General features: G+C 63.0%; 20 protein-coding genes. 2 read left to right on the forward strand and 18 right to left on the reverse strand.

Annotated elements, in window-relative coordinates; all coding sequences use genetic code 11:
- Positions 1-37: 37 nt before the first annotated feature.
- The 5 genes from THECO_RS12135 to cymR all read right to left on the reverse strand — a co-directional run bounded on the left by THECO_RS12135 (position 38) and on the right by cymR (position 3,721).
- Complete coding sequence (locus THECO_RS12135; RefSeq protein WP_015255338.1) at positions 38-1,108, reverse strand: AI-2E family transporter; 1,071 nt, start codon at positions 1,106-1,108, stop codon at positions 38-40.
- Between the two features lie 227 nt (positions 1,109-1,335).
- On the reverse strand, positions 1,336-1,536 hold the full coding sequence (locus THECO_RS12140) for a hypothetical protein (RefSeq protein ID WP_015255339.1): 201 nt from the start codon (positions 1,534-1,536) through the stop codon (positions 1,336-1,338).
- A 17-nt stretch (positions 1,537-1,553) separates the two neighbouring features.
- Entirely contained in the window at positions 1,554-2,087 is a 534-nt protein-coding gene (locus tag THECO_RS12145; RefSeq protein WP_015255340.1) for a PRC-barrel domain-containing protein, read from the reverse strand.
- 16 nt (positions 2,088-2,103) lie between these two features.
- Positions 2,104-3,255: a cysteine desulfurase family protein gene (locus tag THECO_RS12150; protein WP_015255341.1), complete on the reverse strand. Its 1,152-nt coding sequence runs from the start codon at positions 3,253-3,255 to the stop codon at positions 2,104-2,106.
- 46 nt (positions 3,256-3,301) lie between these two features.
- The gene (gene cymR / locus THECO_RS12155; RefSeq protein ID WP_041854423.1) at positions 3,302-3,721 is read right to left on the reverse strand and encodes a cysteine metabolism transcriptional regulator CymR; all 420 of its coding nucleotides are present in this window, start codon (positions 3,719-3,721) and stop codon (positions 3,302-3,304) included.
- Positions 3,722-3,886: 165 nt separating this feature from the next.
- On the opposite strand from cymR, the gene mnmA reads away from it, so the two are divergent.
- A complete protein-coding gene (mnmA, locus tag THECO_RS12160) occupies positions 3,887-5,023 on the forward strand; it encodes a tRNA 2-thiouridine(34) synthase MnmA (protein ID WP_015255343.1) in 1,137 nt (378 codons plus the stop codon).
- A 91-nt stretch (positions 5,024-5,114) separates the two neighbouring features.
- Here mnmA and THECO_RS12165 read toward each other — a convergent pair whose 3' ends face one another.
- Together THECO_RS12165 and THECO_RS12170 are read right to left on the reverse strand one after the other, a co-directional pair.
- The gene (locus THECO_RS12165) at positions 5,115-6,467 is read right to left on the reverse strand and encodes a hemolysin family protein (protein WP_015255344.1); all 1,353 of its coding nucleotides are present in this window, start codon (positions 6,465-6,467) and stop codon (positions 5,115-5,117) included.
- Between the two features lie 238 nt (positions 6,468-6,705).
- Positions 6,706-8,022, reverse strand: a complete 1,317-nt coding sequence (locus tag THECO_RS12170; RefSeq protein ID WP_041853896.1) for a replication-associated recombination protein A — start codon at positions 8,020-8,022, stop codon at positions 6,706-6,708.
- Between the two features lie 285 nt (positions 8,023-8,307).
- Here THECO_RS12170 and THECO_RS12175 point away from each other — a divergent pair, with 285 nt between their 5' ends.
- Positions 8,308-8,865, forward strand: a complete 558-nt coding sequence (locus tag THECO_RS12175; protein WP_015255346.1) for a hypothetical protein — start codon at positions 8,308-8,310, stop codon at positions 8,863-8,865.
- A gap of 96 nt (positions 8,866-8,961) precedes the next feature.
- On the opposite strand, the gene THECO_RS12180 is transcribed toward THECO_RS12175, so the two are convergent.
- The 11 genes from THECO_RS12180 to THECO_RS22020 form a co-directional block, all read right to left on the reverse strand.
- Positions 8,962-9,717, reverse strand: coding sequence for a tRNA threonylcarbamoyladenosine dehydratase (locus tag THECO_RS12180; RefSeq protein ID WP_015255347.1), 756 nt, complete (start codon positions 9,715-9,717; stop codon positions 8,962-8,964).
- An 18-nt stretch (positions 9,718-9,735) separates the two neighbouring features.
- Positions 9,736-11,565: an aspartate--tRNA ligase gene (gene aspS / locus THECO_RS12185; protein ID WP_015255348.1), complete on the reverse strand. Its 1,830-nt coding sequence runs from the start codon at positions 11,563-11,565 to the stop codon at positions 9,736-9,738.
- Between the two features lie 59 nt (positions 11,566-11,624).
- Positions 11,625-12,872 (reverse strand): histidine--tRNA ligase, encoded by a 1,248-nt coding sequence (gene hisS / locus THECO_RS12190; protein ID WP_015255349.1) that lies wholly within the window; start codon positions 12,870-12,872, stop codon positions 11,625-11,627.
- 997 nt (positions 12,873-13,869) lie between these two features.
- Entirely contained in the window at positions 13,870-15,396 is a 1,527-nt protein-coding gene (locus THECO_RS12195; RefSeq protein WP_015255350.1) for a coproporphyrinogen III oxidase, read from the reverse strand.
- Between the two features lie 28 nt (positions 15,397-15,424).
- The gene (locus THECO_RS21715) at positions 15,425-15,595 is read right to left on the reverse strand and encodes a hypothetical protein (protein ID WP_015255351.1); all 171 of its coding nucleotides are present in this window, start codon (positions 15,593-15,595) and stop codon (positions 15,425-15,427) included.
- A 129-nt stretch (positions 15,596-15,724) separates the two neighbouring features.
- Entirely contained in the window at positions 15,725-16,177 is a 453-nt protein-coding gene (dtd, locus tag THECO_RS12200; RefSeq protein WP_015255352.1) for a D-aminoacyl-tRNA deacylase, read from the reverse strand.
- Between the two features lie 27 nt (positions 16,178-16,204).
- Positions 16,205-18,397 (reverse strand): RelA/SpoT family protein, encoded by a 2,193-nt coding sequence (locus THECO_RS12205; protein ID WP_015255353.1) that lies wholly within the window; start codon positions 18,395-18,397, stop codon positions 16,205-16,207.
- A 222-nt stretch (positions 18,398-18,619) separates the two neighbouring features.
- A complete protein-coding gene (locus tag THECO_RS12210) occupies positions 18,620-19,132 on the reverse strand; it encodes an adenine phosphoribosyltransferase (RefSeq protein WP_015255354.1) in 513 nt (170 codons plus the stop codon).
- A 7-nt stretch (positions 19,133-19,139) separates the two neighbouring features.
- Positions 19,140-21,605, reverse strand: a complete 2,466-nt coding sequence (gene recJ / locus THECO_RS12215; RefSeq protein ID WP_015255355.1) for a single-stranded-DNA-specific exonuclease RecJ — start codon at positions 21,603-21,605, stop codon at positions 19,140-19,142.
- A 62-nt stretch (positions 21,606-21,667) separates the two neighbouring features.
- A complete protein-coding gene (locus THECO_RS21720) occupies positions 21,668-22,549 on the reverse strand; it encodes a cation diffusion facilitator family transporter (protein ID WP_015255356.1) in 882 nt (293 codons plus the stop codon).
- A gap of 220 nt (positions 22,550-22,769) precedes the next feature.
- Positions 22,770-23,009, reverse strand: coding sequence for a post-transcriptional regulator (locus tag THECO_RS22020; RefSeq protein WP_015255357.1), 240 nt, complete (start codon positions 23,007-23,009; stop codon positions 22,770-22,772).
- Positions 23,010-23,029 lie beyond the last annotated feature (20 nt).

A 23,029-nucleotide genomic window follows, 5' to 3' on the forward strand; every position in this document is an offset into this window, starting at 1 on the left:
ATTCCCAACGTATTATAGTATTGCCGCGCGCGTTGTGTCAAATCGTTTTCCTGCGGATGTAATAGGCGAACAGATGCTGCAGGACGACCTTCGCCGCGGCGAATGCCGGCACGGCCAGAATCATGCCGATGAGCCCCGCGATCTCGCCGCCGGCGAGCAGCGCGAAGATAATCGTGAGCGGATGCATGTGCAGCGAACGCCCGACGACCTGCGGTGAAATGACGTTGCCCTCGATGATCTGGCAGAGCGTGTTGACAAGCACGGTGAAGAGCATCATTTTCAGCGATACGGTCGAGGCGACCAGCAGCGCGGGCGCCGCCCCGATGAACGGGCCGAGATACGGAATCACGTTCGTGACCGCGACGAATGTGGCGAGCAGCAGCGGATACGGCAGCCCGATCAGCCAGTAGCCGGTATAGGCCAGCAGGCCGACGATGGCGCAGACGATGAACTGGCCGCGGATGTAGTTGCCGAGCGCCTCGTCGATGTCCTTGAACAGCCGGATGACGCCCTGCCGCCTGGAGCGCGGCACGTAGTTGATGATCGCGCGCTCGAAAGCGTCGAGATCTTTCAGAATGTAAAACGCGAGGAACGGGATGATGAACGCGATGAAGACGGCGTTCAGCATCGACCCGATGTTGTTCATGAACGACAGCGCCGCTTCGGCCAGCCGCTTCTCGAGATCGATCAGCGACTTGTTGATCGCGTTGCGCACGCTCTCCGGCAGGAACGAATGATTGTTCAGCTGGTCCATCAGGTTCTGGGCCCGCATCGTCAGCTCCGGCGCGTGCCGGTTCAGCTGCTCGACCTGCTCGGCGATCATCGGAATCGCGTTGAGCAGGATGACCGTCACCGCCGCGGCGAACACCGCGTAGATGAGCAGCACCGCGACCGAACGCGGCACCCGCCGCTCGGCGAGCAGCGTGACGACCGGATTGAGCACGTAAGAGATGATCATCGCGATGATGAACGGCGCAAGAACCGCCTTCAAAAATCCGTAAACCTGAAGCAGCACGGGCTTGAGCTGCTGGAGCAACAGCAGAACGGCCAATATGAGGATCGTGTAGACGAGCCCTCTGAACAGCCGGCTGGCCGCCCATGGATTCATTCCGGCCACCTCCTTCCCGCCGCGGGGACGGGCCCACCGCAAGACACAGTACATTATATGTAGCGGGTGGGACATTCATCCTCCTTGTCCGCGCGCGGCTCTTCCGGAAGGGGTCGGAGCGGGAAGGAGAGAAGAAGAATCCCGAAATTCCATCGCCAAAAACAGCAAGGCGGCCCGCATCTTGCGCGGACCGCCTCGTCCTGCCGCCGGCTTGTGAAGCCGGCACTTCAATTGGCGTGCATCTGCTGCTCGACCGTCGGTTCATCGAAGAACAGGTCATCGAGCGAACTGAGCGTGCCGTCTTCTTCCACCTGGAATACCGACATTTTGTCGCCGTTGACCGTCAGTTCGATGAAGCATCCCCAGCAGTAGTACTGGTGCGAACCGATCTTGCCGATGTCTTTGGAATTGCAATTTGGACATCTCATACTTGCATTGCTCCCTGCTATCCCGATTCCGTGACGAAGGCCTCCAGGTCATGTTCGCATCGGGCGGGGACGAGTATCGCGTTCTCCCCGAGTTTCATCCGTTCGGGGTCCGCGGGAGTCTTGAGCCGCTTGCGCCCTTCGATCAGATCCGAGACAAAGCCGTCCGTCAATTCAAAGCCTGTAATTGGTGTACCCTGAAATCCTTGAAAATAAACATCCGATACGCGTCCGAGCTGCCTGCCTTCATCGGTGATGACCGGAAGATCTTTCAGCCGGATCTGCCCGGTATGGAACGTTCGGCCGATTTCGGCCGCTTCCAGCCGTTTGACGGCGCCTTTGTCCGAGATGAGAATCGCGTCGCTGCCGCAGGCCGTGACGCTCTCCCAGAGCGCGGCGTCGTAATACCTTTTGAACCACCACCGTCTGGCTTTCAGAAGAAATCCTCGGAGTGACCAGTGCTCGTCAAACCACAGATCGAGCACCTTGCCCGCCCGATGGCCGGTCTTCTCGTCGAAGACCGGCAGACCGATCAAACACTGCGCGCTTAGCACGGGGATCGCGCCCCTTTCATTTATTACGCAGGCGATCTGCTATGGTTGCAATTTTTTCTGCGGCTGTCTCGATTTCTTCCATCGTGTTCGAAGGGCCGAAGCTGAATCGCACGGCCGATTTCAGGCGCTCTTCCGGCAACCCCATCGCTTTCAGCACATGCGACCGCTCGAGCGATCCGGAAGAGCAGGCGGAGCCGCTGGCCGCGGCGATGCCTTCGAGGTCGAGCGCCATGAGCAGCGTCTCCGTATCCGCGCCGATGAAGCTGATGTTCGTCACATGCGGCAGCCGGCTGCCGATGCGGCCGTTCACGATGGCGCCCGCGGGGCCGAGCTTGCCGATCAGGAGCGCTTCGAGCCGGTCCCGGAGCGCCGCCAGGCGCCGGACTTTCTGATCCATCCGTTCGACCGCCAGCTCGACCGCGCGCGCGAATCCCCAGGCGGCGGCCACGTTCTCGGTGCCGGCCCGGCGCTTTCGCTCCTGGGAACCGCCGTGGATCAGCGATTCGAACGGCGTACCGGCGGCGATGTAGAGGGCGCCGATTCCCTGCGGGCCTCCCAGCTTGTGCGCCGAGAAGCTGACGAGATGGGCCGGCGTCTCCTTGAGGTCGATCGGCAACACGCCGAGCGCCTGCACGGCGTCGACGTGGAAGACGATGCCGCGTTCCTTGAGGCGCCCGCCGATCTGATGGATCGGCTGGATCGTGCCGACTTCGTTGTTCGCCCACATGACGCTGACAAGCCCCGTCTCCGGCCGGAGCGCCTCTTCCACCGCCGCCGGATCGATATAGCCGGTCGAATCCGGCAGAACGCGCGTCACGGCGAATCCTTCGCGCTCGAGCGCATCCGCCGCATGGAGGACGGCGTGGTGCTCGATCGCTGATACGACGATATGCGTCTTCCCTCGGCGTCCGAGCGCGCGCGAAGCGCCGATGACGGCGGCGTTGTCGCTCTCGGTCCCCCCTGAAGTAAAGACGATTTCGGATGGCTTGCAGTTCAGCCGCGCGGCGATGCGGTCCCGCGCATCGGTCAGCCGCGCCCGCGCGGCGCGCCCGAACGCGTGCAGACTCGAGGGATTTCCCGGTCCGCCGCGCATGACGTCCAGCATCGCTTCGGCCACCTCGGGCAGCAGCGGCGCGGATGCGGCGTGGTCCAGATAGATGCCTTTCATTCCGTCAAGCTCCGTTTCCTGCTCCGGTTGATGCGCCCTGAGCGAATCAAATGTAGAACATGTAGCTGTCCTGTTCGCGTTCGCCCTGATACGCGATGAGGTCGGCCAGCGTCGTGGAGTCCAGCACGTTCGCGATCGCATCTCGGATGCGGAGCCACAGATCCCGCTTCGCCGGATCGTCTTCTTCCGTGAAGTCGACGGGCGAGATCGGCCCTTCCAGAATGCGGATGACGTCTCCGGACGTGATCTGCTCCGGTTCCTTCGACAACACATAACCGCCGTATGCGCCGCGAATGCTCTTGACGAGACCGGCGTTGCGCAGCGGCGCGACGAGTTGCTCAAGATAATGTTCGGACAAGCCGTTACGTTCGGCAATGCTCTTCAAAGACTGAGGCCCGTCGCCGTATTTTGCTGCAAGTTCCATCATGATCGTCAGTCCGTAGCGGCCTTTCGTCGAAATTTTCACTGTTTCGGCACCCCGCTTTACCATTCTGTCCCAAAATCAATTCGCGGTATTCCTATCATCACCATATGGTAACACAATTCGGTCGGATTGTGTTCCAGATTGCAGCAGGAACGGTGAAAATATTTTCGCATTTGTGTTACAATGTGCAAATAGGCGGTGATACGAATGATGACGAAAGATCCATCCAGGACGCGCGTCGTCGTCGGCATGTCGGGCGGCGTCGACTCCTCCGTCGCCGCGCTGCTGCTCAAGCGGCAGGGCTACGACGTCGTCGGCGTATTCATGAAGAACTGGGACGACACGGACGAATTCGGCCGCTGCACGGCAGACGAGGACGCGGAAGACGTGCGGCGCGTCTGCAGCCAGATCGGCATTCCGATGTACACGGTCAATTTCGAGAAACCTTATTACGATAAAGTATTCGCGTATTTCCTCGCGGAATACGAGCGCGGCCGGACGCCGAATCCCGACGTCATGTGCAACCGCGAGATCAAGTTCGGCGAGTTTCTGGAGAAGGCGCTCGAGCTTGGCGCAGACTTCCTGGCGACGGGCCACTACGCGCAGATTGACCGGACCGGCGGGAGCGTGCGCCTTATGCGCGGCGCCGATCCGAACAAGGACCAGACCTACTTCCTGCACGCGCTGAGCCAGCGGCAGCTCGAGAAGGCCATGTTTCCGATCGGCCACCTGACGAAGCCCGAAGTGCGGCGAATTGCGGCCGAAGCCGGACTGGCCACGGCCGGCAAGAAGGACAGCACCGGCATCTGCTTCATCGGCGAGCGCAATTTCAGGGAATTCCTCAGCAACTATCTGCCTGCCCGGCCGGGCCACATCGTCGACCTGGCCACCGGCAAGGTCATGGGCCGGCATGACGGCCTGATGTACTACACGCTCGGCCAGCGGCAGGGGCTCGGGATCGGCGGAACGGGCACGGGCGAGCCCTGGTTCGTCGCGGACAAGGATCTGGAGCGCAACGAGCTGCTCGTCGTACAGGGCGACCGGCATCCCGCCCTGTACTCGAACGGGCTGACGGCGAGCGGCGTGAACTGGATTCCGCCGCACAGGCCGGAGGGACCGTTCCACTGCACGGCGAAATTCCGCTACCGCCAGCCGGACCAGGGCGTCACGGTGATGCTGTTTGAGGACGGCACCGCCGAAGTCGTCTTCGACGCGCCGCAGCGCGCGGTCACGCCCGGCCAGGCCGTCGTCTTCTACGACGGCGATGAATGCCTCGGCGGCGGCACGATCGAGCGCGTGCACAAGAACGATCCGGCGGCTTTGGCCCCCGACGCCGTCCGATGATCCGCAGAAGCAGTCCGCAAAGCACGGAAACCTCCGGGCATGCGCCGGGCGGCGCAGTTCCGGAGGTTTCCTTGTTGACGCGGGAGCCGCATCAGCCCGTCTTCTCGGCCGACAGCAGTCCCTCGCTGTTCTCGTTGTCCCGGATGATCCGGACGGTGATGCGCGAGATACGCAGATGATCCGTCTCTTCGATCACGAACTTGTGCGTGTCCTTGTAGAATACGCCTTGGCCGCGCTTCGGCGGAATCTCGATCTGCGAATAGATCCATCCGCCGATCGTATCGTAGTCGTCGGACTCGATGTCGAGGTTGAAGAAGCTGTTCACTTCCTCGATGAGCAGAAGCCCGTTGATCGAGTACGTCGTCTCGTCCTTGCGCTCGATGTCCGGCCGCTCCTCGTCGAACTCGTCCTGAATCTCGCCGACGATCTCCTCCATGATGTCCTCAAGCGTGACAAGTCCCGACGTTCCGCCGTACTCGTCAATCAGAATCGCAATCTGCGTCTTCTTCTTCTGCATCAATTTGAGCAATTGGCTGATCTGCATCGATTCCGGCACGGTCGTAATCGGACGCAGAATCTCCCGGATGCTCTGCGGCTTGTTCCCGTCAGCCCGCAGGATGTCCTTGATATGGACAAAACCGATAATGTTGTCCTTGTCGTTCTCGCAGACCGGATACCGGGTGTGCATTTCCTGCAGCGCGATCGCCTTGTTCTCTTCGAACGACAGGTTCGCGTACAGGACGTTCATTTCGGTGCGCGGAATCATGATCTCCCGGGCCGTCGTCTCCGCGAATTCGAAGATGTTATCCACGAGCGTCAGTTCGGTGTTGTCGATCAGACCGCTCTTGTGGGACTCCTTCATCAGAATCCGGATCTCTTCCTCCGTGTGCGCCGACTCGTGCTCCGATGCCGGGGCGATGCCGATCAGGCGCAGCATGCGGTTCGCGGTACCGTTCAGGAACCAGATGAACGGGTACATCAGCTTGTGGAACGCGATCATCGGCCCCGCCGTCCACAGCGTGACGCCCTCCGCCTTGCGGATGGCCAGCGTCTTCGGCGCCAGTTCGCCCAGCACGATATGCAGGAACGTGATCAATGAGAACGCGATCGCGAATGAAATCGTATGCAAAATAACGTCGTTCTCAATGCCCGCCGCGTGCAGAACCGGCTCCAGCAAATCGGCCACCGCCGGCTCGCCGATCCAGCCGAGACCCAGCGACGCAAGCGTAATCCCGAGCTGGCACGCGGACAAATAGGCGTCCAGATTGTTGGTCAGATTCTCGGCCAGCTTGGCGCGCTTGTGTCCTTCCTGCACGAGCGTGTCGATCCTGCTGCCGCGGACTTTCACCATCGCGAACTCCGCCGCCACGAAGAAGCCGTTCATGAACACCAGGAATACGACCAGCAAAAGACTTAGCCATATGGGTAACGGGTCACTGCCCACCGATTCCCTGATCCCCGCCGTTCCGCCGGGCGGAAGCCGTGCGGGACAGGTGCACCTCCTCTGAAAAATGATGGCGTCCTGCGACAGCCTATTTATAAAGAATCCTTATATCAAAAGTTTATGCCATACTGCCTCCGCGCGTCAAATGTCTGTGACCGCGCTTTAGTTATCCTTATTCGGTTAAGGTTGACCTTTATGAACCTTTGCCGGGCGGAATTGACCATTTTCAGCCGTCAGGTCACGATCTGCCCGATTTGCGCCTTTTCTGCTGGTTGATGTGAATTTTTTCCTCCATCCCCTGGGTTGTCGCTTCATAGAAAATTTTGCCGCCCAACCGATCAGGCAGATACTGTTGCTCGACATAATGCCCCGGGTAGTCGTGCGGGTATTTGTAGCCGACGTGCCCGAGCTTCTCCGCCCCCTTGTAGTGCGCGTCGCGCAGGTGCAGCGGCACCTCCATCGCCCCGGCCGATTCGATCGCGTTCATGACGCGGCCGATGGCCACGGCAGTCGCGTTCGACTTCGGACTTTCGACCGCGAACAGAATCGCCTGCGCGATGTTGTATTTCGCCTCCGGCCAGCCGATCTTGTGGTAGGCGTCCATCGCCGTCACCGCCTGCACCATCGCCTGCGGATTGGCCAGGCCGATGTCCTCGCTGCACGCCACGATCAGCCGGCGCAGAAACACCATCGGATCCATGCCGAGCTTCTCCACCGCGTACAGGAACCAGAACAGGGCGGCGTCGCTCGACCCGCGGATGCTCTTGTGGAACGCCGAGAGAACGTCGTACTGCGTCGAAGGATCCGCCTTCACCGTCGGCTGGCGGATCGACTCTTCCGCCACGTCCAGCGTGATGTGCACGGTGCCGTCCTGCCGGGACGAAGTCGTGACCGCCGCCAGCTCGAGCGCGTTCAGCGCCCGGCGGATGTCGCCGCCGGCCATCCGCGCGATGTGCTCCAGCGCTTCTTCGTCGACCTGAAGCTTCATGAACCCGAGCCCGCGCTCGCGGTCGGCCAGCGCGCGGCGCAGCGCCGTCATCACATGCTCCGTCGTCAGCGGTTCGAGGCGGAACAGCGTCGAACGCGAGAGCAGCGCGCCGTTCACATGGTGGAACGGATTCTCGGTCGTCGCACCGATGAACACGATGATGCCCTGCTCCACCGCGGGCAGCAGCGCGTCCTGGCGGGCCGTGTTGAACCGGTGCACCTCGTCGAGGAACAGGATCGTCTTCTTCCCGTACAGCACTTTCACTTCCCGCGCCCGGTCGATGACGTCCCGCACGTCCTTGACCGACGCATCCACGGCGTTCAGCCGGACGAACTCGCCCTGCGTCCGCTTCGAGATGATGTGGGCGAGCGTCGTCTTGCCGCAGCCCGGCGGGCCGTACAGCAGAATCGATGTCACCTGGTCGGCCTCGATCGCCCTGCGCAGCAGCTTGCCGGGACCGAGAATATGTTCTTGCCCGACATATTCGTCCAGCGTCTCGGGACGCATCCGATCCGCAAGCAGCCGGGCGCGTGGCGTTTGCTCGTCTTGATAGGTGAACAAATCCATGTCCGTCATCCCACCCTCGCTTATGTTGATGATAGCATATTCGCACATGCGTTCGCCACCGTGCCGCCCGCGGGTCACTTTTTCGCCGGATGAAGGCCAATAATCAACTTCGCTTGCATTAAATTGACAGAGTTCGACGGCGGATTTCGATTTATCCTCGTCCTCTTGAACCACGGGAAATAGGCTTATGGTTTGATTTGGTGCGCTGAACGGATTTGATAGAATGTTGTTGCAAGTAAATTAAGTAAATTAATGTCACTAAATGAAATTAAAGGAGATAACCTCATGCTCAAGCGCGTCACGACGGAACAGGATCTGGCGTACTACAACTTCATCTGGATGACCGCATGGCGAGAGAAGGGATATGATTTCGAATTTTCGCCGTCCGTGCTGGAGCGCTGGCTCGTCCTGACGCCCGAAGGCCAGCCCGTCGGCACCGCCGAATTCAAGCCGTTCCTGCCGGGGGTCAGCGCCTTCGAAACGGTCGCGGACATGAGCCGGATGCCGGAACTTGTCAGTGATCGCCGGCAGGTGGCGGAGATCGACAAGTACGCGGCGCTTCCGGAACACCGCGGCAAATATGTCGACGATCTCGTGGCGGCCGCCGTCCTGGTCGCCAGGGAGCACGGCATTCGCTGGTTCGTCACGCTGCTCGAGCCGCTGTTCTGCCGCGCGATCAAGATTTTGTACCATCCCCCGATGACCCCACTCGGACCGAAAACGTTCTACAAAGGAGACGATGTCATCCCTGTCGTCATGGACGTGCGGGATGTGGTGGCGCATCCGGAAAAGTACAACATCAAGCTGCCGCCGGTGCTGGCCGCCGTGGGCGACGCCTGTTGAGCTGGTTGCGGAAGCGAAGGAGGGCATTTGACGTCGCAAGCAAAAAAAGATCGGCCGCCGGCGCGGAAGCCTGGCGGCCGATTGGCTTGTATGGTTCTAGACCCGCACGCCGCCGGCGGCGAGCAGGTCGCGCACGGCGACGCTGACCATGATGAGTCCGGCAACCGGCGGAACGAAGGCATTGCTCGCCGGCGGCTGCTGCGCCTTGCGGATGTTCGGCGCGTTCTCCGGCACAATCTTCTCCGTCACGTCGCGGCGCGGCTTGATCGGCGGCTCGGTCGAGAAGACGACCTTGACGCCTTTGCGGATGCCGGCTTCCCGCAGTTTCGTGCGGATGACGCGCGCCATCGGGTCCATGTGGGTTTTCGAGATGTCCGCAACCTGGAACTTCGTCGGATCCATCCGGTTCGCCGCGCCCATGCTCGAGATGATCGGAATGTTCCGCTTCAGGCACTCCTTGATCAGCAGGATCTTGTAGGTGATCGTGTCCGAGCAGTCCAGCACGTAATCGAGATCGTACTTGAACAGTTCCTCGCTCGTCTCTTCCGTGTAGAACATCCGCAGCGCAATCGCGTCGCACTCCGGATTGATCTGCTTGATCCGGTCGCGCATCAGCTCGGCCTTCGGCTGCCCGATCGTTGTCGTCAGGGCGTGCACCTGACGGTTCACGTTCGTGATGTCGACGACGTCCTTGTCAATCATGATGACCCGGCCGACACCCGTGCGGGCCAGCGCCTCGGCAGCGATCGATCCGACGCCGCCGATGCCGAGCACGGCGACCGTGCTCCGCTTCATCACCTCGAGCCCTTCCGGTCCGATAGCCAGTTCGGTGCGGGAAAATTGGTGAAGCATATTCTGCGACGTCCTCCCTTACTCGGCCTGCGGCTGCAGCTCTTGCTGCTGCCCGGATTGCTGCGGCTGTTGCGGCTTCGCGCCCGGCTTCGGCACCGTGCGGATGTGCAGCTCCGCAAGCTGCTCGCGCTCGACGCGCGACGGCGCGTCCATCATCGGATCGGAAGCGTTCGCCGTCTTCGGAAACGCGATCGTCTCGCGCAGGTTCGTCCGGCCCGCCAGCAGCATAATCAGCCGGTCGAAGCCGAACGCGATGCCGCCGTGCGGCGGCGTACCGTATTCGAACGCGTCGAGCAGGAAGCCGAACTTCTCGCGCGCCTGCTCCATCGTGAAGCCGAGCGCCTTGAACATTTTCTCCTGCACGTCCCGCTTGTAGATCCGCATCGAACCGCCGCCGACTTCATAGCCGTTCAACACGAGGTCGTAGGCTTGCGCGCGGATCGCGCCGGGATCGCTGTCGAACAGATGCAGATCCTCGTCCCTCGGCCGCGTGAACGGATGGTGCTCCGCCACGTAACGCTTCGCTTCCTCATCCCACGAGAGCAGCGGGAAATCGACGATCCAGGCGAATTTGAACACGGAATCGTCGATCAGGCCGAGCTGCCGGCCGACCTTCAGGCGCAGATTGCCGAGCACGTCGCAGACGATCTTCTTCTTGTCGGCGGAGAACAGGAGCAGGTCCCCTTCCTCCACGCCGAGCCGCTCCGTGAGCGCCGCGATTTCTTCCGGTTTGAAAAATTTCACGATCGGACCGCGCCATTCGCCATCCTTCACCGTGACCCAGGCCAGCCCCTTGCCGCCGTAGCGTTCGGCGAACGGCTTCAGATCGTCGAGCTCCTTGCGGCTCCAGTTCGCGCAGCCCTTCGCGTTCAGCACCCGGACGACGCCGCCCTGCGCGGCCACTGAAGCGAACACCTGCACGTCGCTGCCCTTCGCAATGTCCGTAATGTCGACGATCTCGAGGCCGAAGCGGAGATCCGGCTTGTCGGAGCCGTATTTGTCCATCGCCTCCTGATAGGAGAGGCGCTGGAACGGACGCGGGATATCGACGCCGATCGTCTCCTTGAACAGCTTGACGACCAGCTCCTCCATCATCTCGAGCAACTCGTCGCGCGACAGGAACGACGTCTCGATGTCAACCTGGGTGAATTCCGGCTGACGGTCCGCACGCAGGTCCTCGTCGCGGAAGCAGCGCGCGATCTGATAGTACCGCTCGAGCCCGCCGACCATGAGCAGCTGCTTGTAGATCTGCGGCGACTGCGGCAGCGCGTAGAATTCTTCCGGATGCAGACGGCTCGGCACGAGATAGTCGCGCGCCCCTTCCGGCGTGCTCTTCGTCAGGATCGGCGTCTCGATCTCGATGAAGCCGTTCTCGTCCAGAAAATCGCGGAACACCTTGGCCGCTTTCGAACGGAGCATCAGCGTCTTCTGCATTTCCGGCCGGCGCAGGTCGAGATAGCGGTATTTCAGCCGCACCGATTCGTCGACGTCGATGCCGTCCTCGATCGGGAACGGCGGCGTCTTCGCCGGGTTCAAAATTTCGACGTGCTTCACGCGCACCTCGATCTCGCCCGTCGGAATGTTCGGGTTGTACGTCTCGGGATCGCGGTGCACCACTTCGCCCCGCACGGTGAGCACATACTCGCTGCGCGCGCGGTCGGCGATTTCATGCGCTTCCTTCGAGAAAGCGGGGTTGAACACGATCTGCACGATGCCGGTCCGGTCGCGCAGGTCGATGAACAGGACGCCGCCGAGGTCGCGGTAGCGCTGCACCCAGCCGCTGAGCGTCACCTCTTTGCCAACGTCCGCTTTCGTCAGCGTGCCGCATTGATGGGTTCTGAGCGTCATTTTTCTTCGACTCCCTTTGCTTGTTTTTGATGGGTTGACCCGTCTTGCGACGGTCGGACTTACCCTTGTTCGCGAATCGCTGCCGCCAGCTCGTCAAGCTTCACGAAGCGCTGGTCGCCGCTCGCCATTTCCTTCAGCGTGATCTCGCCGCGCGCCAGCTCGTCGTCGCCGAGGATGGCCGCGAACCGCGCGTTCAGCCGGTCCGCCGCCTTGAGCTGCGCCTTCATCTTGCGGCCGGCGTAGTCGCGCTCCGCCTTGAGCCCCGCCTGGCGCAGCGCGTGCAGCAGCCGGACCGTCTCCCGCTCCGCCGCTTCGCCGAGCCCGATGAGATAGACATCGATCGTCTCACCGGCCGCTTCCTGCTGCTGCTCGAGCAGCAGCACGGTCCGCTCCAGCCCGATGCCGAGGCCGACGCCCGGCTGGTCGGGACCGCCGATCTCCCGCACGAGGCCATTGTAACGACCGCCGCCGCCGATCGTGTCGATTGCGCCGATCCCTTCCGCTTTGTACTCGAAGGCGGTGTGCGTGTAGTAGTCGAGGCCGCGGACGAGCCGGTGATTGATCGCGAAGGGAATGTCCATGGCCGTGAGGAACTGCTGCACCTTCTCGAAATGCGTCCGGCACTCCTCGTCCAGACTGTCGAGGATCGACGGCGCCCCGCCGAACTTGTCCTGGTCGACCTTGCAGTCGAGCACGCGCAGCGGGTTGCGTTCCATCCGCTTGCGGCAGTCTTCGCAGAGCTGGTCCTTGAGCGGCTCGAGGAATTCGAGCAGTCTGCCGCGGAACGCCGCGCGGACGGCCGGCGTGCCGACGGAGTTGATCTCGACGCGCACTCCGGACAGGCCGATCTCGCGGTAGAACATCGCGCCGAGCGCGATCACTTCCGCGTCCAGCGCCGGATCGACGGACCCGATCGCTTCTACGCCGAACTGGTGGAACTGGCGGTATCGCCCCGCCTGCGCCCGCTCATAGCGGAACATCGGACCGATGTAGTACAGCTTCGCCGGGTCCGGCTCGCCGTACAGCTTGTTCTCGACATAGGCGCGCACGACGCCGGCCGTCCCTTCCGGCCGCAGCGTCACGCTCCGTCCGCCGCGGTCTTCGAAGGTGTACATCTCTTTCTCGACGATATCGGTCGTCTCGCCGACGCCCCGCCGGAACAGTTCGGTCATCTCGAAGATCGGCGTGCGGATTTCGCGGTAGTTAAACCGGCGGCACAGATTGCGCGCCGCTTCCTCGACGCGCTGCCAGATCGCCGCGCTGCCGGGCAGAATGTCCTGCGTTCCCGGCGGCCGTTGAAATGCCATAGGATCACCCCGTCTGTCAGTACTGATTTCAAGATCGATTGTCCAGGCTCCCCGTCCATCAAAAAAAGGCCCCCGTCCCGTCAGGGACGAGAGCCTCCGCTCCCGTGGTGCCACCCAGTTTCCAAGTGCGTGCGCATGCCTGCATTCCCGCTGCCCATGCGCGCTCAATGCGCCGCATGGCTCGCCGAACCCGCAGATCGCACTTGCTCGTTGCCTCCGGTTAACGCCCGGCCGCGTTCCGCACTACTGGGCGCCGCTGCACGGATGCACGGGCCGTTCGCACGGAAATCTCGGGGAGGTCTTTCATCCGGTCGTCAACAGGCGGCTTGCAGCCGACGGCCGCCCTCTCTGCGGATGCGGTTCCGGATTACTCTTTCCCGTCATCGATTCTGGTCATGTCAGAGATCATTGCTCCTAATTGTAATATGCGCGTTTTCCCCTGTCAACCGAGCGCCGGCCATTAACGGCATTTCGAGCCGTTAATGGTTGCGAGGGCATGTCGACACGGCCTGTTAACGGCACCAAGTGCCGTTATTTGAACGGAGCAACCGCCGCGCACGCCCGATGTCGGCCAATAACGGCATCTGGTGCCGTTATTGCTCGCCCGAGTATGCCTGCGGGACCAATTAACGGCATTTCGTGCTGTTATGTCAAAATAAGCCACCTGCGCAACTATTTAACGACACTCCATTTCGTTAGCCGCTCCGGTCGGACAAAGCGGACAAACGATACCGAGCCCCGTGCCCCACGATCCCAAGCCGAGCCCGTGCCCACGATTACAAAGCCGCGATCCCGCCCCGCACCCGCTTCCGCCTTCCGGATTCGCGCCCGACAAAAAGAAAGAAGCCTGCAACAGCGTTGCAGGCTGAAAGGGTTGCTCTATCAATAAAGGGGGTCAAGTCTCATTATAGGCGCGCAAGGTTAAAGGAATATGTGAAAAAGATTACAATTGTATTACAAAGCAGCAAAGCAGCGGACGCGGCGCGGAAGCCGCGGGTCAAACCGACGCCGCTCCGGCGCGGAACACCCGGTCCAGCGCTTCGATCTTCGTCTCCGCGGCGCGCTCCCAGGATTCGATGTACGCCTTCGGCTCCTTCGGATTCGCATGCCGCGTAATCTCGCCCGTCACCGGATCGATGAACTTGCTCGTCGCGCCGCAGCCGATGCCGATGATCGACTGCATTTCCTCCATCATCAGGATGTTGTAGAGGCTCTCCGCGCCCGGCTTCGCGTACCCGACGTTCTCCTGGTTGCCGAGGATGTTTTTCTGCCGGTACAAATAGTACGGGACATACCCGTGCGCCTCGGTCCACTCCATCGCCATCGCCGTCATCTGCACAATGTCTTCCCGGCCCGCGACGCGGTACTTGCCGTCTCCCTTGTGCCGCGTCATTTCCGACGCCCGCTTGAACGAAAGCGTGTGCACTGTCAGCGACTCCGGCATCAGCTTCTCCGTCTCGGCCAGCGAATACGCGAATTCCTCCGGTCCTTCGCCCGGCAGACCGATGATCAAATCCATGTTGATGTTGTTCATGCCGTGCTTCCGCGCCAGCTGGAACTTCTCGATTGTCTCCTCGACGGTGTGCCAGCGGCCGATCCGGTCGAGCGTCGCCTGCGTGTACGACTGCGGGTTGATGCTGATCCGGCCGATCTTCCACTTTCGCAGCACCTCGAGCTTCTCCGGCGTAATCGTGTCCGGCCGGCCCGCCTCGACGGTGATCTCCCGCACCCGGTCGATGCCCGGAATTGCGTCGTACATCAGCGCGTAGAGCGCGTCCATCTCCTCCGCGGAGATGCTGGTCGGCGTGCCGCCGCCGTAGTAGATCGTCGTGACGCCCACGCCGCTCCGTTTCAGCCAATCGCCGATCGCCCGCATCTCTTCATGCAGCCCGTAAAGAAAACCGTCCACCGACCCCTGCCGACCGTTAATGTCGTAAGCGGGAAACGTGCAGTAGGCGCATTTCGTCGGACAGAACGGTATGCCGATGTACAGGCTGACTTCGTGGCCCAGATGATACAGATCGGGAATGACGGCGAGCTGCCGGTCCACGATCCGCTCCATGAGCGCGATCTTTCCGTCGTTGATCCGATACAGATCGCGCAGTTCCCGCCGGGTCTCCTCGCGGCTGATCCCGCGCAGGTTCCGGTCGTGCAGCAGCTTCGTGGGCCGCACGCCGGTCAGGATGCCCCACGGCTGCACGATCCCCGTGCGGCGCTCGAGCGCGTCCAGCAGCGCGGCTCCCGCCGCCTGCCGGCGGACGGCCCGGCGCTCTTCGTTCGATGCGCCGTCCGGCACCGCGCGAACCTGCTCCGCCTCGATCGGAGCACCGCCTCCCGCTTCCGTCAGAACGGCCCGGGCCCGCACGCCGCCGTCCAGATCTTCAACGCCCACGGCGATCGTCCATTCCGCGTCCGCCGCGTCACCCGGGCCGGCCGTGACGGCCGCATCCTCGTCGAACAGCGCCGCGATGTTCGCCAGCGACCGCTCAAACGCCATCTCTTCGATTCGAATGTGTATCCGCATTCCGCTCTCCCCTCATGGATCCGCCGCGTCAGGGTTCCGCCGCTCCGCTCCTTCCGCGGACGGGCGCCGTCCGGATGTCCGGATGCCGCCCGTGGATCCCGTCCTCCTGGCCGAGCACGGCGGCCGCTTCCCGCCGTTCCGCGCCCGGCAGCATGGCAGAGGCGCGCGCCATCTGCCATTGCGTCGGCGATTGCCGCACTGCCGCCCAGCTCCTTCCTCAGAACGTGGCTTGCCAGCAGCCCGTGTCCGCTAGTATGGCCCGTCCGGCGGCAGTTTAACCCGGCGCACCCGGCGCCCCGCACGACGGCGCGTCTTCCGCCCGCCGTCTTCAGCGCACCCGGTCCCGGGTGTCCAATATGAGCGTCACCGGTCCGTCATTGACGAGACGAACCTCCATCATGGCGCCGAACCGTCCGGTCTCGACGGCGAGCCCCTGCTCCCGCAGATACGCGTTCAGCATCTCGTAGAGCGGCTCGGCCTGTTCGGGCCTTGCGGCCTCCATGAAGTTCGGACGCTTGCCCTTGCGGCAATCGCCGTACAGCGTGAACTGCGAGACGGACAAGATGCTTCCCCCGGTATCGAGGACGGAAAGATTCATCTTCCCGGCATCATCCTCGAAAATGCGGAGGCCCGCGATCTTGTCCGCCATCCATTTCGCGTCCGCTTCCGTATCGTCATGCGTCACGCCGACGAGCAGCAGAAGCCCCCGGCCGATCTCGCCGACGGTCTCGCCGCCGACGGCGACGGATGCGGAAGAGACGCGCTGCACCACAATTCTCATGCCTTTTGCTCCAGCCTTTCGTAACGGTCACTGCATGATCCGCTGCACGGAAAAAATGTCGCGCACCCGCTTGATTTTGTCCACCACGGACTGCAGATGCTCGATGTTGCGGATCAGAATGGTCATATGAATCAGCGCCAGCTTGTTCTTGTCCGAGCGGCCCGACACGGCCGCGATGTTCGTCTTGCTCTCCGCCACGACGGACAGCACCTCGTTCAGCAACCCCTTGCGGTCATGGCCGCGGATCTCGATGTCGACCGCGTAGTTCGCGTCGACCGACTGCTCCCATTCCACCTCGATGACGCGCGCCGCCTCTTCGCCGTTCTCCTGCGAGGGCAGGTTGTTGCAGTTCGACCGGTGGACCGATACGCCGCGGCCGCGCGTGATGTACCCGACGATCTCGTCGCCCGGCACCGGGTTGCAGCAGCGCGCAAACCGGACGAGCAGGTTGTCGACGCCTTTGACCCGGATGCCCTGGGCCGATCGCCTCCGCTGACCGACCGCCGCGGACGCGGGGGGCCTCACTTCCTTCACCTCGGTCGACAGCTCGATCTGATTCGCTTCTTCCGCCTCGCGGCGCAGTTTCTCCGTCAGACGGGTGACGATCTGCGCCGCCGTGATGCCGCCGAAGCCGACGGCGGACAGCATGTCCTCGATGTCGTTGAACGCGAATTTCGCCGCGACCGGCTGCAGCTTGTCTTCCTGCATCCATTCGGACGGCTCGAGGCCGAGCCGCTTCAGCTCGCGCTCGATCGCCTCGCGGCCGCGCTGGACGTTCTCCTCGCGCTTCTCCTTCTTGAACCACTGCTTGATCTTGCTGCGCGCATGGGACGACTGGGCGATCTTCAGCCAGTCCTGGCTCGGACCGTACGAATGCTTCGACGTCAGAATCTCGACGATGTCGCCCGTTTTCAGCTTGTGGTCGAGCGGCACGATCCGGCCGTTCACCTTCGCCCCGATCGTCCGGTTGCCGACTTCGGTATGCACGCGGTAAGCGAAGTCGAGCGGCACCGATCCGGCCGGCAGTTCGAACACTTCGCCCTTCGGAGAGAAGACGAAGACGAGATCGGAGAAGAAATCCATCTTCAGCGATTCCATGAATTCCGCGGCGTCGCGCGCCTCGTTCTGCAGATCCAGAATTTCGCGGAACCATTTCACCTTCTCGCCGAAGCCGGCGTTCGGATTCGTCTGTCCTTCCTTGTAAGCCCAGTGGGCCGCGATGCCGTATTCGCTCGTCCGGTGCATTTCCCAGGTGCGGATCTGCACTTCGAGCGGCTCGCCGTTCGGGCCGATGACGGTCGTATGGAGCGACTGGTACATGTTCGCCTTCGGCATGGCGATGTAGTCCTTGAACCGGCCGGGCATCGGCCGCCACAATGTATGAATGATGCCGAGCGTGGCGTAGCAGTCCTTCAGGTTGTCGACGATGATGCGGATCGCAAGCAGGTCGTAGATCTCGTTGAACTGCTTGTTTTTCTCGGTCATTTTCTTGTAAATGCTGTAGATGTGCTTCGGCCGGCCGGAAATGTCGCCCTGGATGCCCATCTCCGCAAGCTTTTCGCGGATCCGTTCGATGACGTCGGCGATGTACTGCTCGCGCTCGGCCCGCTTCTTCTGCATCAGGTTGGCGATCCGGTAATATTGCTGCGGATTCAGATAGCGGAGCGCGATGTCTTCCATCTCCCACTTGATGGCCGACATCCCGAGGCGATGCGCGATCGGGCAGTAAATCTCCAGCGTCTCGTGCGCGATCCGGCGCTGCGCCTCCTCGGACTGGAACTTGAGCGTGCGCATATTGTGCAGCCGGTCCGCCAGCTTGATCAGGATGACCCGGATATCCTGCGCCATCGCGACGAACATTTTGCGGTAGTTCTCGTTCTGCTGCTCTTCCTTCGAGCGGAACTGGATGCGCTCCAGTTTTGTCAGGCCGTCGACCAGCATCGCCAGCGTCTCGCCAAACCGTTCGCGCAGATCGTCCAGCGTCACGTTCGTATCCTCGACAACATCGTGGAGAAGCGCAGCCACGGCAGACGTGACGTCCATCTGCATGTTGACGAGAATCTCGGCCACGGCGACCGGGTGCTCGATGTACGGCTCGCCCGATTTGCGGACCTGTCCCTTGTGCGCCTCGGCGGCGAACTGATAAGCATCCCGGATCTTCGCGATATCCGATTCTTTCATGTAGGTCGAAGCTTTCTCGATCAGCGACTCGATGCCCATGAATCGTCCCTTTCTTCCGTGCGCCGCGGTCTGCCCGTGCGGTACGTTAGTTTACATTATGACCCCGGAGGCTTGCCCCGTCAACTGCGGCTCGGGCGGATGCGGATCCGGATGCCGGACGACTGCCAAAAAAACCCCCGCAAAGAAAAAAACCCCCGTTCCGCTGATGTGGCCGGAAGCCGTGTCGCCGCCTGTTCATCGGAATGCGGGGGTACCATCTTTTCAATACGTCATGAGCGAGTAAACGTCCAGCCCTTCAAGCTTCTCCCGTCCGTTCAGATAGCCGAGCTCGATCAGGAACGCCGCGCCGGCCACTTCGCCGCCCAGCATCCGGACGAGCTTGACGGTCGTCGCGATCGTGCCGCCGGTCGCCAGCAGGTCGTCCGCCACGAGCACGCGCTGGCCGGGCTTGATCGCGTCCTTGTGAATCGCAAGCTTGTCGCTGCCGTACTCGAGATCGTACGACGTTTCGACCGTCTCGCCGGGCAGCTTGCCTGATTTACGGATCGGCACGAAGCCGACGCCGAGCATGAGCGCAAGCGGCGCGCCGACGACGAAACCGCGCGCTTCGGGACCGGCGATCAGATCGACATTCAGATGCCGCACCTTGTCGGCGATCGTCTCGACGGCTTTCCGGTAAGCTTCCGCGTCCTTCAGCAGCGTCGTGATGTCCTTGAAACGGATGCCCGGCTGCGGGAAATCGGGTATGACGCGAATGTAGTCCTTGAAATTCATGTTTTGTTTATCCTCCTTGTGGAATTGCCGCTCCGGCCGGCTGCAGCCGGATGTTCGGCTCCTGTCCAAATTCCCGGCATGCCGGTGCCTTACGCTCGATCCACGCGGCCAGCTCCGCGGCCGGCGCAGACCAGAACCGTCTTGCTTCGGCGGCGCGAACCGCCTCCCGGTAGGCCGCGGATTCTTCCAGACTGCGTTTCGCCGGATTCATCGCGAGCCGGATTCGGCTTCCTTCGGACTCGATGAATCCCAGCTCGCCGAACACGTTCAGCACCAGATCCGCCAGCTCCGGCGGAAACGCCAGCTTCCGTCCGAGCAGGGCGCGGGCTTCCTCCGGCAGGACCGGTTCCGTGATCGTATCGCGCAGCAGCCGGTAGGCCGCGGTGAATGCGCTGCGGTCGGGATCGTGCGCATCCTGCACTTCGTACAGCGCATAGACCGCGGCCGGCTCCCGGCACGCCTCCAGAATCGCGGCCAGCCGTTCTTCGCTCGGCGGCGGATCAATCAGCACGATCGAACGGCATTCGCCGAGGGCCTCGTCCCCGTCGTCGTAGCCGCGGACGATCCATGCGCCGGCTCTGTCCGCCGCGCCCGCGGCGGCCGCTTCGCGCAAGGCCGGATCGGCGGTGAACACCGCCGCCGGTTCCGCCGCGATGCCGCGCGTGCCGAGCTCCATCAGCCGGTCCAGCCTGCCGGCCGTGCCGCCCGCCCCGGCCCGCCGGACGCGGCCGTCGAACAGCTGCACGTTGCTCACGCGCAGATCGCGCACGAGCAGCTGCGGCTTGCGGCGGCCGTTCCATTCGTTGATGTTCAGCTCGCCGACCAGATCCACCCGGGCCGTGTCCGAGATCCGCGCCGCCCATTCGCCGAGTCCGAAGCCGACCGCTTCGAACGTCGTTCCCGGCGGACCCTGCGGCGTGATATGCAGGTGCCGCCCGTCCTTGCCGATGGTCCGCGCGCTCCGCACCGGAACGTCCGCGATCAGCAGCGTCGGGCGCGGATTGCCGTGGCCGTACGGCTCGAGCAGCTTCAACTGCTCGGCCGCCGCGAGCGTCGCCTCATCCATGGCGCAGACCAGATCAATCTCCGTCTTGCGTATGTAATCCTCCGCCGTCAGCCATTCGGCGGCAAGCCCGTCCAGCCGAGCCTCGAGCTCCGGCAGCCGGTCCGCCTGAAGCGTCATGCCGGCCGCCGCCTGATGGCCGCCGTAGTGGTCCAGCAGATCTGCGCAAGCCGTCAGCGCGGCGTGCAGATCGAAGCCGGCGATCGAGCGTGCCGAGCCTTTGGCCGTGCCGGTCTCCGGATCGATGTCGAACACGATCGCCGGCCGGTAATGCCGCTCGATCAGCTTCGAGGCGACGATGCCGGCGACGCCGACGTTCCAGCCTTCCGCCGCGGCGATGATGACGCCCGGCTTGTCCTTCCCGGCCGCTTCCGCCGCCCGGACCTTGTCCGCCCAGATCGCTTCGGCCTGCTCGACCATTCTGTCCACGAGCCGCTGCCGCTCGCGGTTCAGCGCATCCAGTTCCGCCGCGCAGGCGGCGGCTTCCGATTCGTCGGACGTCAGCAGCAGCACGATGGCCGGATCCGCGTGCCGGAGCCTGCCCGCGGCATTGATGCGGGGCGCCATGCCGAATGCGATCGATTCGGCGGTCGCCGTCACCGGATCGAATCCGCACACCGAAGCCAGCGCGCGCAGCCCCGGCCGGTCCGTCCGCCGCAGCCGCTCAAGTCCGTGGCGCACGATGAACCGGTTCTCGTCCACAAGCGGCATCAGATCCGCAATCGTGCCGAGCGCCGCCAATTCCGTCCATTCGAGCGGCGGACGCCCGAGCAGCGCGTGCGCCAGCTTGAACGCAACGCCGACACCGGCCAGTCCCTTGAACGGATAGGGACAGCCCGGCTGCTTCGGATTGACGATGGCAGCGGCCTCCGGCAGCGTCGGCGGCGGTTCGTGGTGATCTGTCACGACGACGTCGATGCCGAGCTCTTTCGCACGAGCGATCGGCTCATTCGCGCTGATGCCGTTGTCCACCGTCAGAATCAGGCCGATCCCGGCCGCCGCGGCCGCTTCGACCGCCGGCACGCTGAGTCCGTAGCCTTCCAGCGTCCGGTGCGGCACGACATGGTCAAATTCGGCGTTCAGTTCCCGAAGCAGCAGCGAAGCGAGCGCGGTGGACGACACCCCGTCCGCGTCGTAATCGCCGAAAATCCGGATCCGATCGCCGCGGCTGACGGCAAGGCGGACCCGCTCCGCCGCTTCCCGCATCCCTTTCATCGCGAACGGATCATGAAGCGTCTCGGGACCGCCTTCGAGAAACGCGCGCGCCGCGTCCGCGTCCCGCAAGCCGCGTCTGACCAGCAGCCGCGCCGCAAGCGGTTTCAGTCCAAGGGCGCCAGCGATTCGCTGCGCGGCCGCTTCGTCTTCATGGGCGAGCCGCTCCACAATCCAGCGGCTCATTGATTTCAGCATTCATCATTCCCGCTTTCCAGTTCGCAGCATACCGCCGCCGGATTTTTCGCTGTCCGCCCGCATTACTGCAGCAGCGTCGGCACATTGTCCTGCCGCGCATCGCCGTGCACCTTGTAGGGATAGCCGCGGTCATACGGCTCCACCTTGACCCGCACATCCAGCACATACGGGAACGCGGCAAGCAGTCTTTCCCGGGCGCGGCGGCCGATTTCCTGTCCTTCGTACACCGTGATGAACGGATTCACCCGAATCGTCAGGTTCACCATCACATAATGCCCGTGCTCCCGCGTCCGGCACGATTCCACTTCGATCACGCCGTCCACGCTGCGCACGGCGGCCCGCATCGCGGCAAGCTGGGCTTCGCCCAACCCGGACTGCACGCTGTTGCCGAGCGCGCGCAGCGCGCTGCGGAAACCTTGCAGGGCCATCGCGGCGCCGATTGCGCATCCCGCCGCTTCGTCCATCACCGCCAGCGCCGGTTCGCCCAGGCGGATGCTGCCTGTTGCGGCGGCCGAGCCGAGCAGTGCGAGAGCGGACAGATACGCGTCATATGCCCGCCTTCGACCGGGCACTTCCAACGCCGCCCGGATCGCCCACAAAATCGGGATGGCGATCAGGACAGACCAATGCGGCGCGGCATACGCGTCCTCCCGCACGATGCGGATCGCCGAAAGAACCAGTTCAATGCCGGCAACCGCCGCGACAACCGGCAGCAGCACAACCGCGGCGTCGCGCCGCGTCGCCGGCGCTCCGGAACGGGCAGGCCGCCCGCCGGACTGCAGCGCCGAAGCCGCCGATCCGGCCGCCTGCCGCAGGCTTTCGGCCAGCAGCGCGTGGCTTCCGGCCGCCAGCCCCCCCGCCGCCGCAATCAGCGCCACCGCGGAAGCGGTCCAGCGGACGCCGCTTCCTGCCGCGTTACGTCTGCCGAATACCGGCTCTCCCACACTTCGTCACCCTTCCGTCATGGAGCGGCCGATTCGGCCCTCATGGATCTTGTTGCGCATTGACATCCCCATTATAGCGATGCCGATTTTGGAAAGTCAAAACGGACGGGCCGTCTCCCGGGCCGGATGGCCCGCTCCGGGAGGCGTCCCTTCCCGTCCACCAAGCAGCAGACTCCCGCCGTTTGCGCGGGAGCCATCATCGATTCGCATGTTCTCTTTCTCAGAAACGCATTCCGCGGTACGCGCCCAGCGTGACGTAATTCATGAACTGCGTCACCTTCAGCGACAAAATATCGTTGACCACCCGATGAAGCGGCGGCTGGCCCGTCTTGTGATAGTTCTCGCTCACGCATTCCCAGATGTCCCGGCCCGTCACATCCTCATAGCCCAGCATGCGGAATTCCTCCGCCTTGCTCTGGCAGAGGTTCTCGATCATCGCGTTCAGTTCATCTTCCGTCATGTGCCGTACCTCCCTGTCGC

The organism is Thermobacillus composti KWC4 (genome assembly GCF_000227705.2).
GTDB lineage: Bacteria > Bacillota > Bacilli > Paenibacillales > Paenibacillaceae > Thermobacillus > Thermobacillus xylanilyticus.

Bases quoted from the DNA above. Each gene is read 5' to 3' on its own strand.
- THECO_RS12210 (WP_015255354.1), bottom strand. From the start codon at position 19,132: ATGAATTTCAAGGACTACATTCGCGTCATACCCGATTTCCCGCAGCCG.
- hisS (WP_015255349.1), bottom strand. From the start codon at position 12,872: ATGGCATTTCAACGGCCGCCGGGAACGCAGGACATTCTGCCCGGCAGC.
- aspS (WP_015255348.1), bottom strand. From the start codon at position 11,565: ATGACGCTCAGAACCCATCAATGCGGCACGCTGACGAAAGCGGACGTT.
- THECO_RS12180 (WP_015255347.1), bottom strand. From the start codon at position 9,717: ATGCTTCACCAATTTTCCCGCACCGAACTGGCTATCGGACCGGAAGGG.
- THECO_RS12170 (WP_041853896.1), bottom strand. From the start codon at position 8,022: ATGGATTTGTTCACCTATCAAGACGAGCAAACGCCACGCGCCCGGCTG.
- dtd (WP_015255352.1), bottom strand. From the start codon at position 16,177: ATGAGAATTGTGGTGCAGCGCGTCTCTTCCGCATCCGTCGCCGTCGGC.
- THECO_RS12135 (WP_015255338.1), bottom strand. From the start codon at position 1,108: ATGAATCCATGGGCGGCCAGCCGGCTGTTCAGAGGGCTCGTCTACACG.
- mnmA (WP_015255343.1), top strand. From the start codon at position 3,887: ATGATGACGAAAGATCCATCCAGGACGCGCGTCGTCGTCGGCATGTCG.
- THECO_RS12205 (WP_015255353.1), bottom strand. From the start codon at position 18,397: ATGGGCATCGAGTCGCTGATCGAGAAAGCTTCGACCTACATGAAAGAA.
- THECO_RS12150 (WP_015255341.1), bottom strand. From the start codon at position 3,255: ATGAAAGGCATCTATCTGGACCACGCCGCATCCGCGCCGCTGCTGCCC.
- THECO_RS22020 (WP_015255357.1), bottom strand. From the start codon at position 23,009: ATGACGGAAGATGAACTGAACGCGATGATCGAGAACCTCTGCCAGAGC.
- THECO_RS12175 (WP_015255346.1), top strand. From the start codon at position 8,308: ATGCTCAAGCGCGTCACGACGGAACAGGATCTGGCGTACTACAACTTC.
- THECO_RS12195 (WP_015255350.1), bottom strand. From the start codon at position 15,396: ATGCGGATACACATTCGAATCGAAGAGATGGCGTTTGAGCGGTCGCTG.
- THECO_RS12140 (WP_015255339.1), bottom strand. From the start codon at position 1,536: ATGAGATGTCCAAATTGCAATTCCAAAGACATCGGCAAGATCGGTTCG.
- recJ (WP_015255355.1), bottom strand. From the start codon at position 21,605: ATGCTGAAATCAATGAGCCGCTGGATTGTGGAGCGGCTCGCCCATGAA.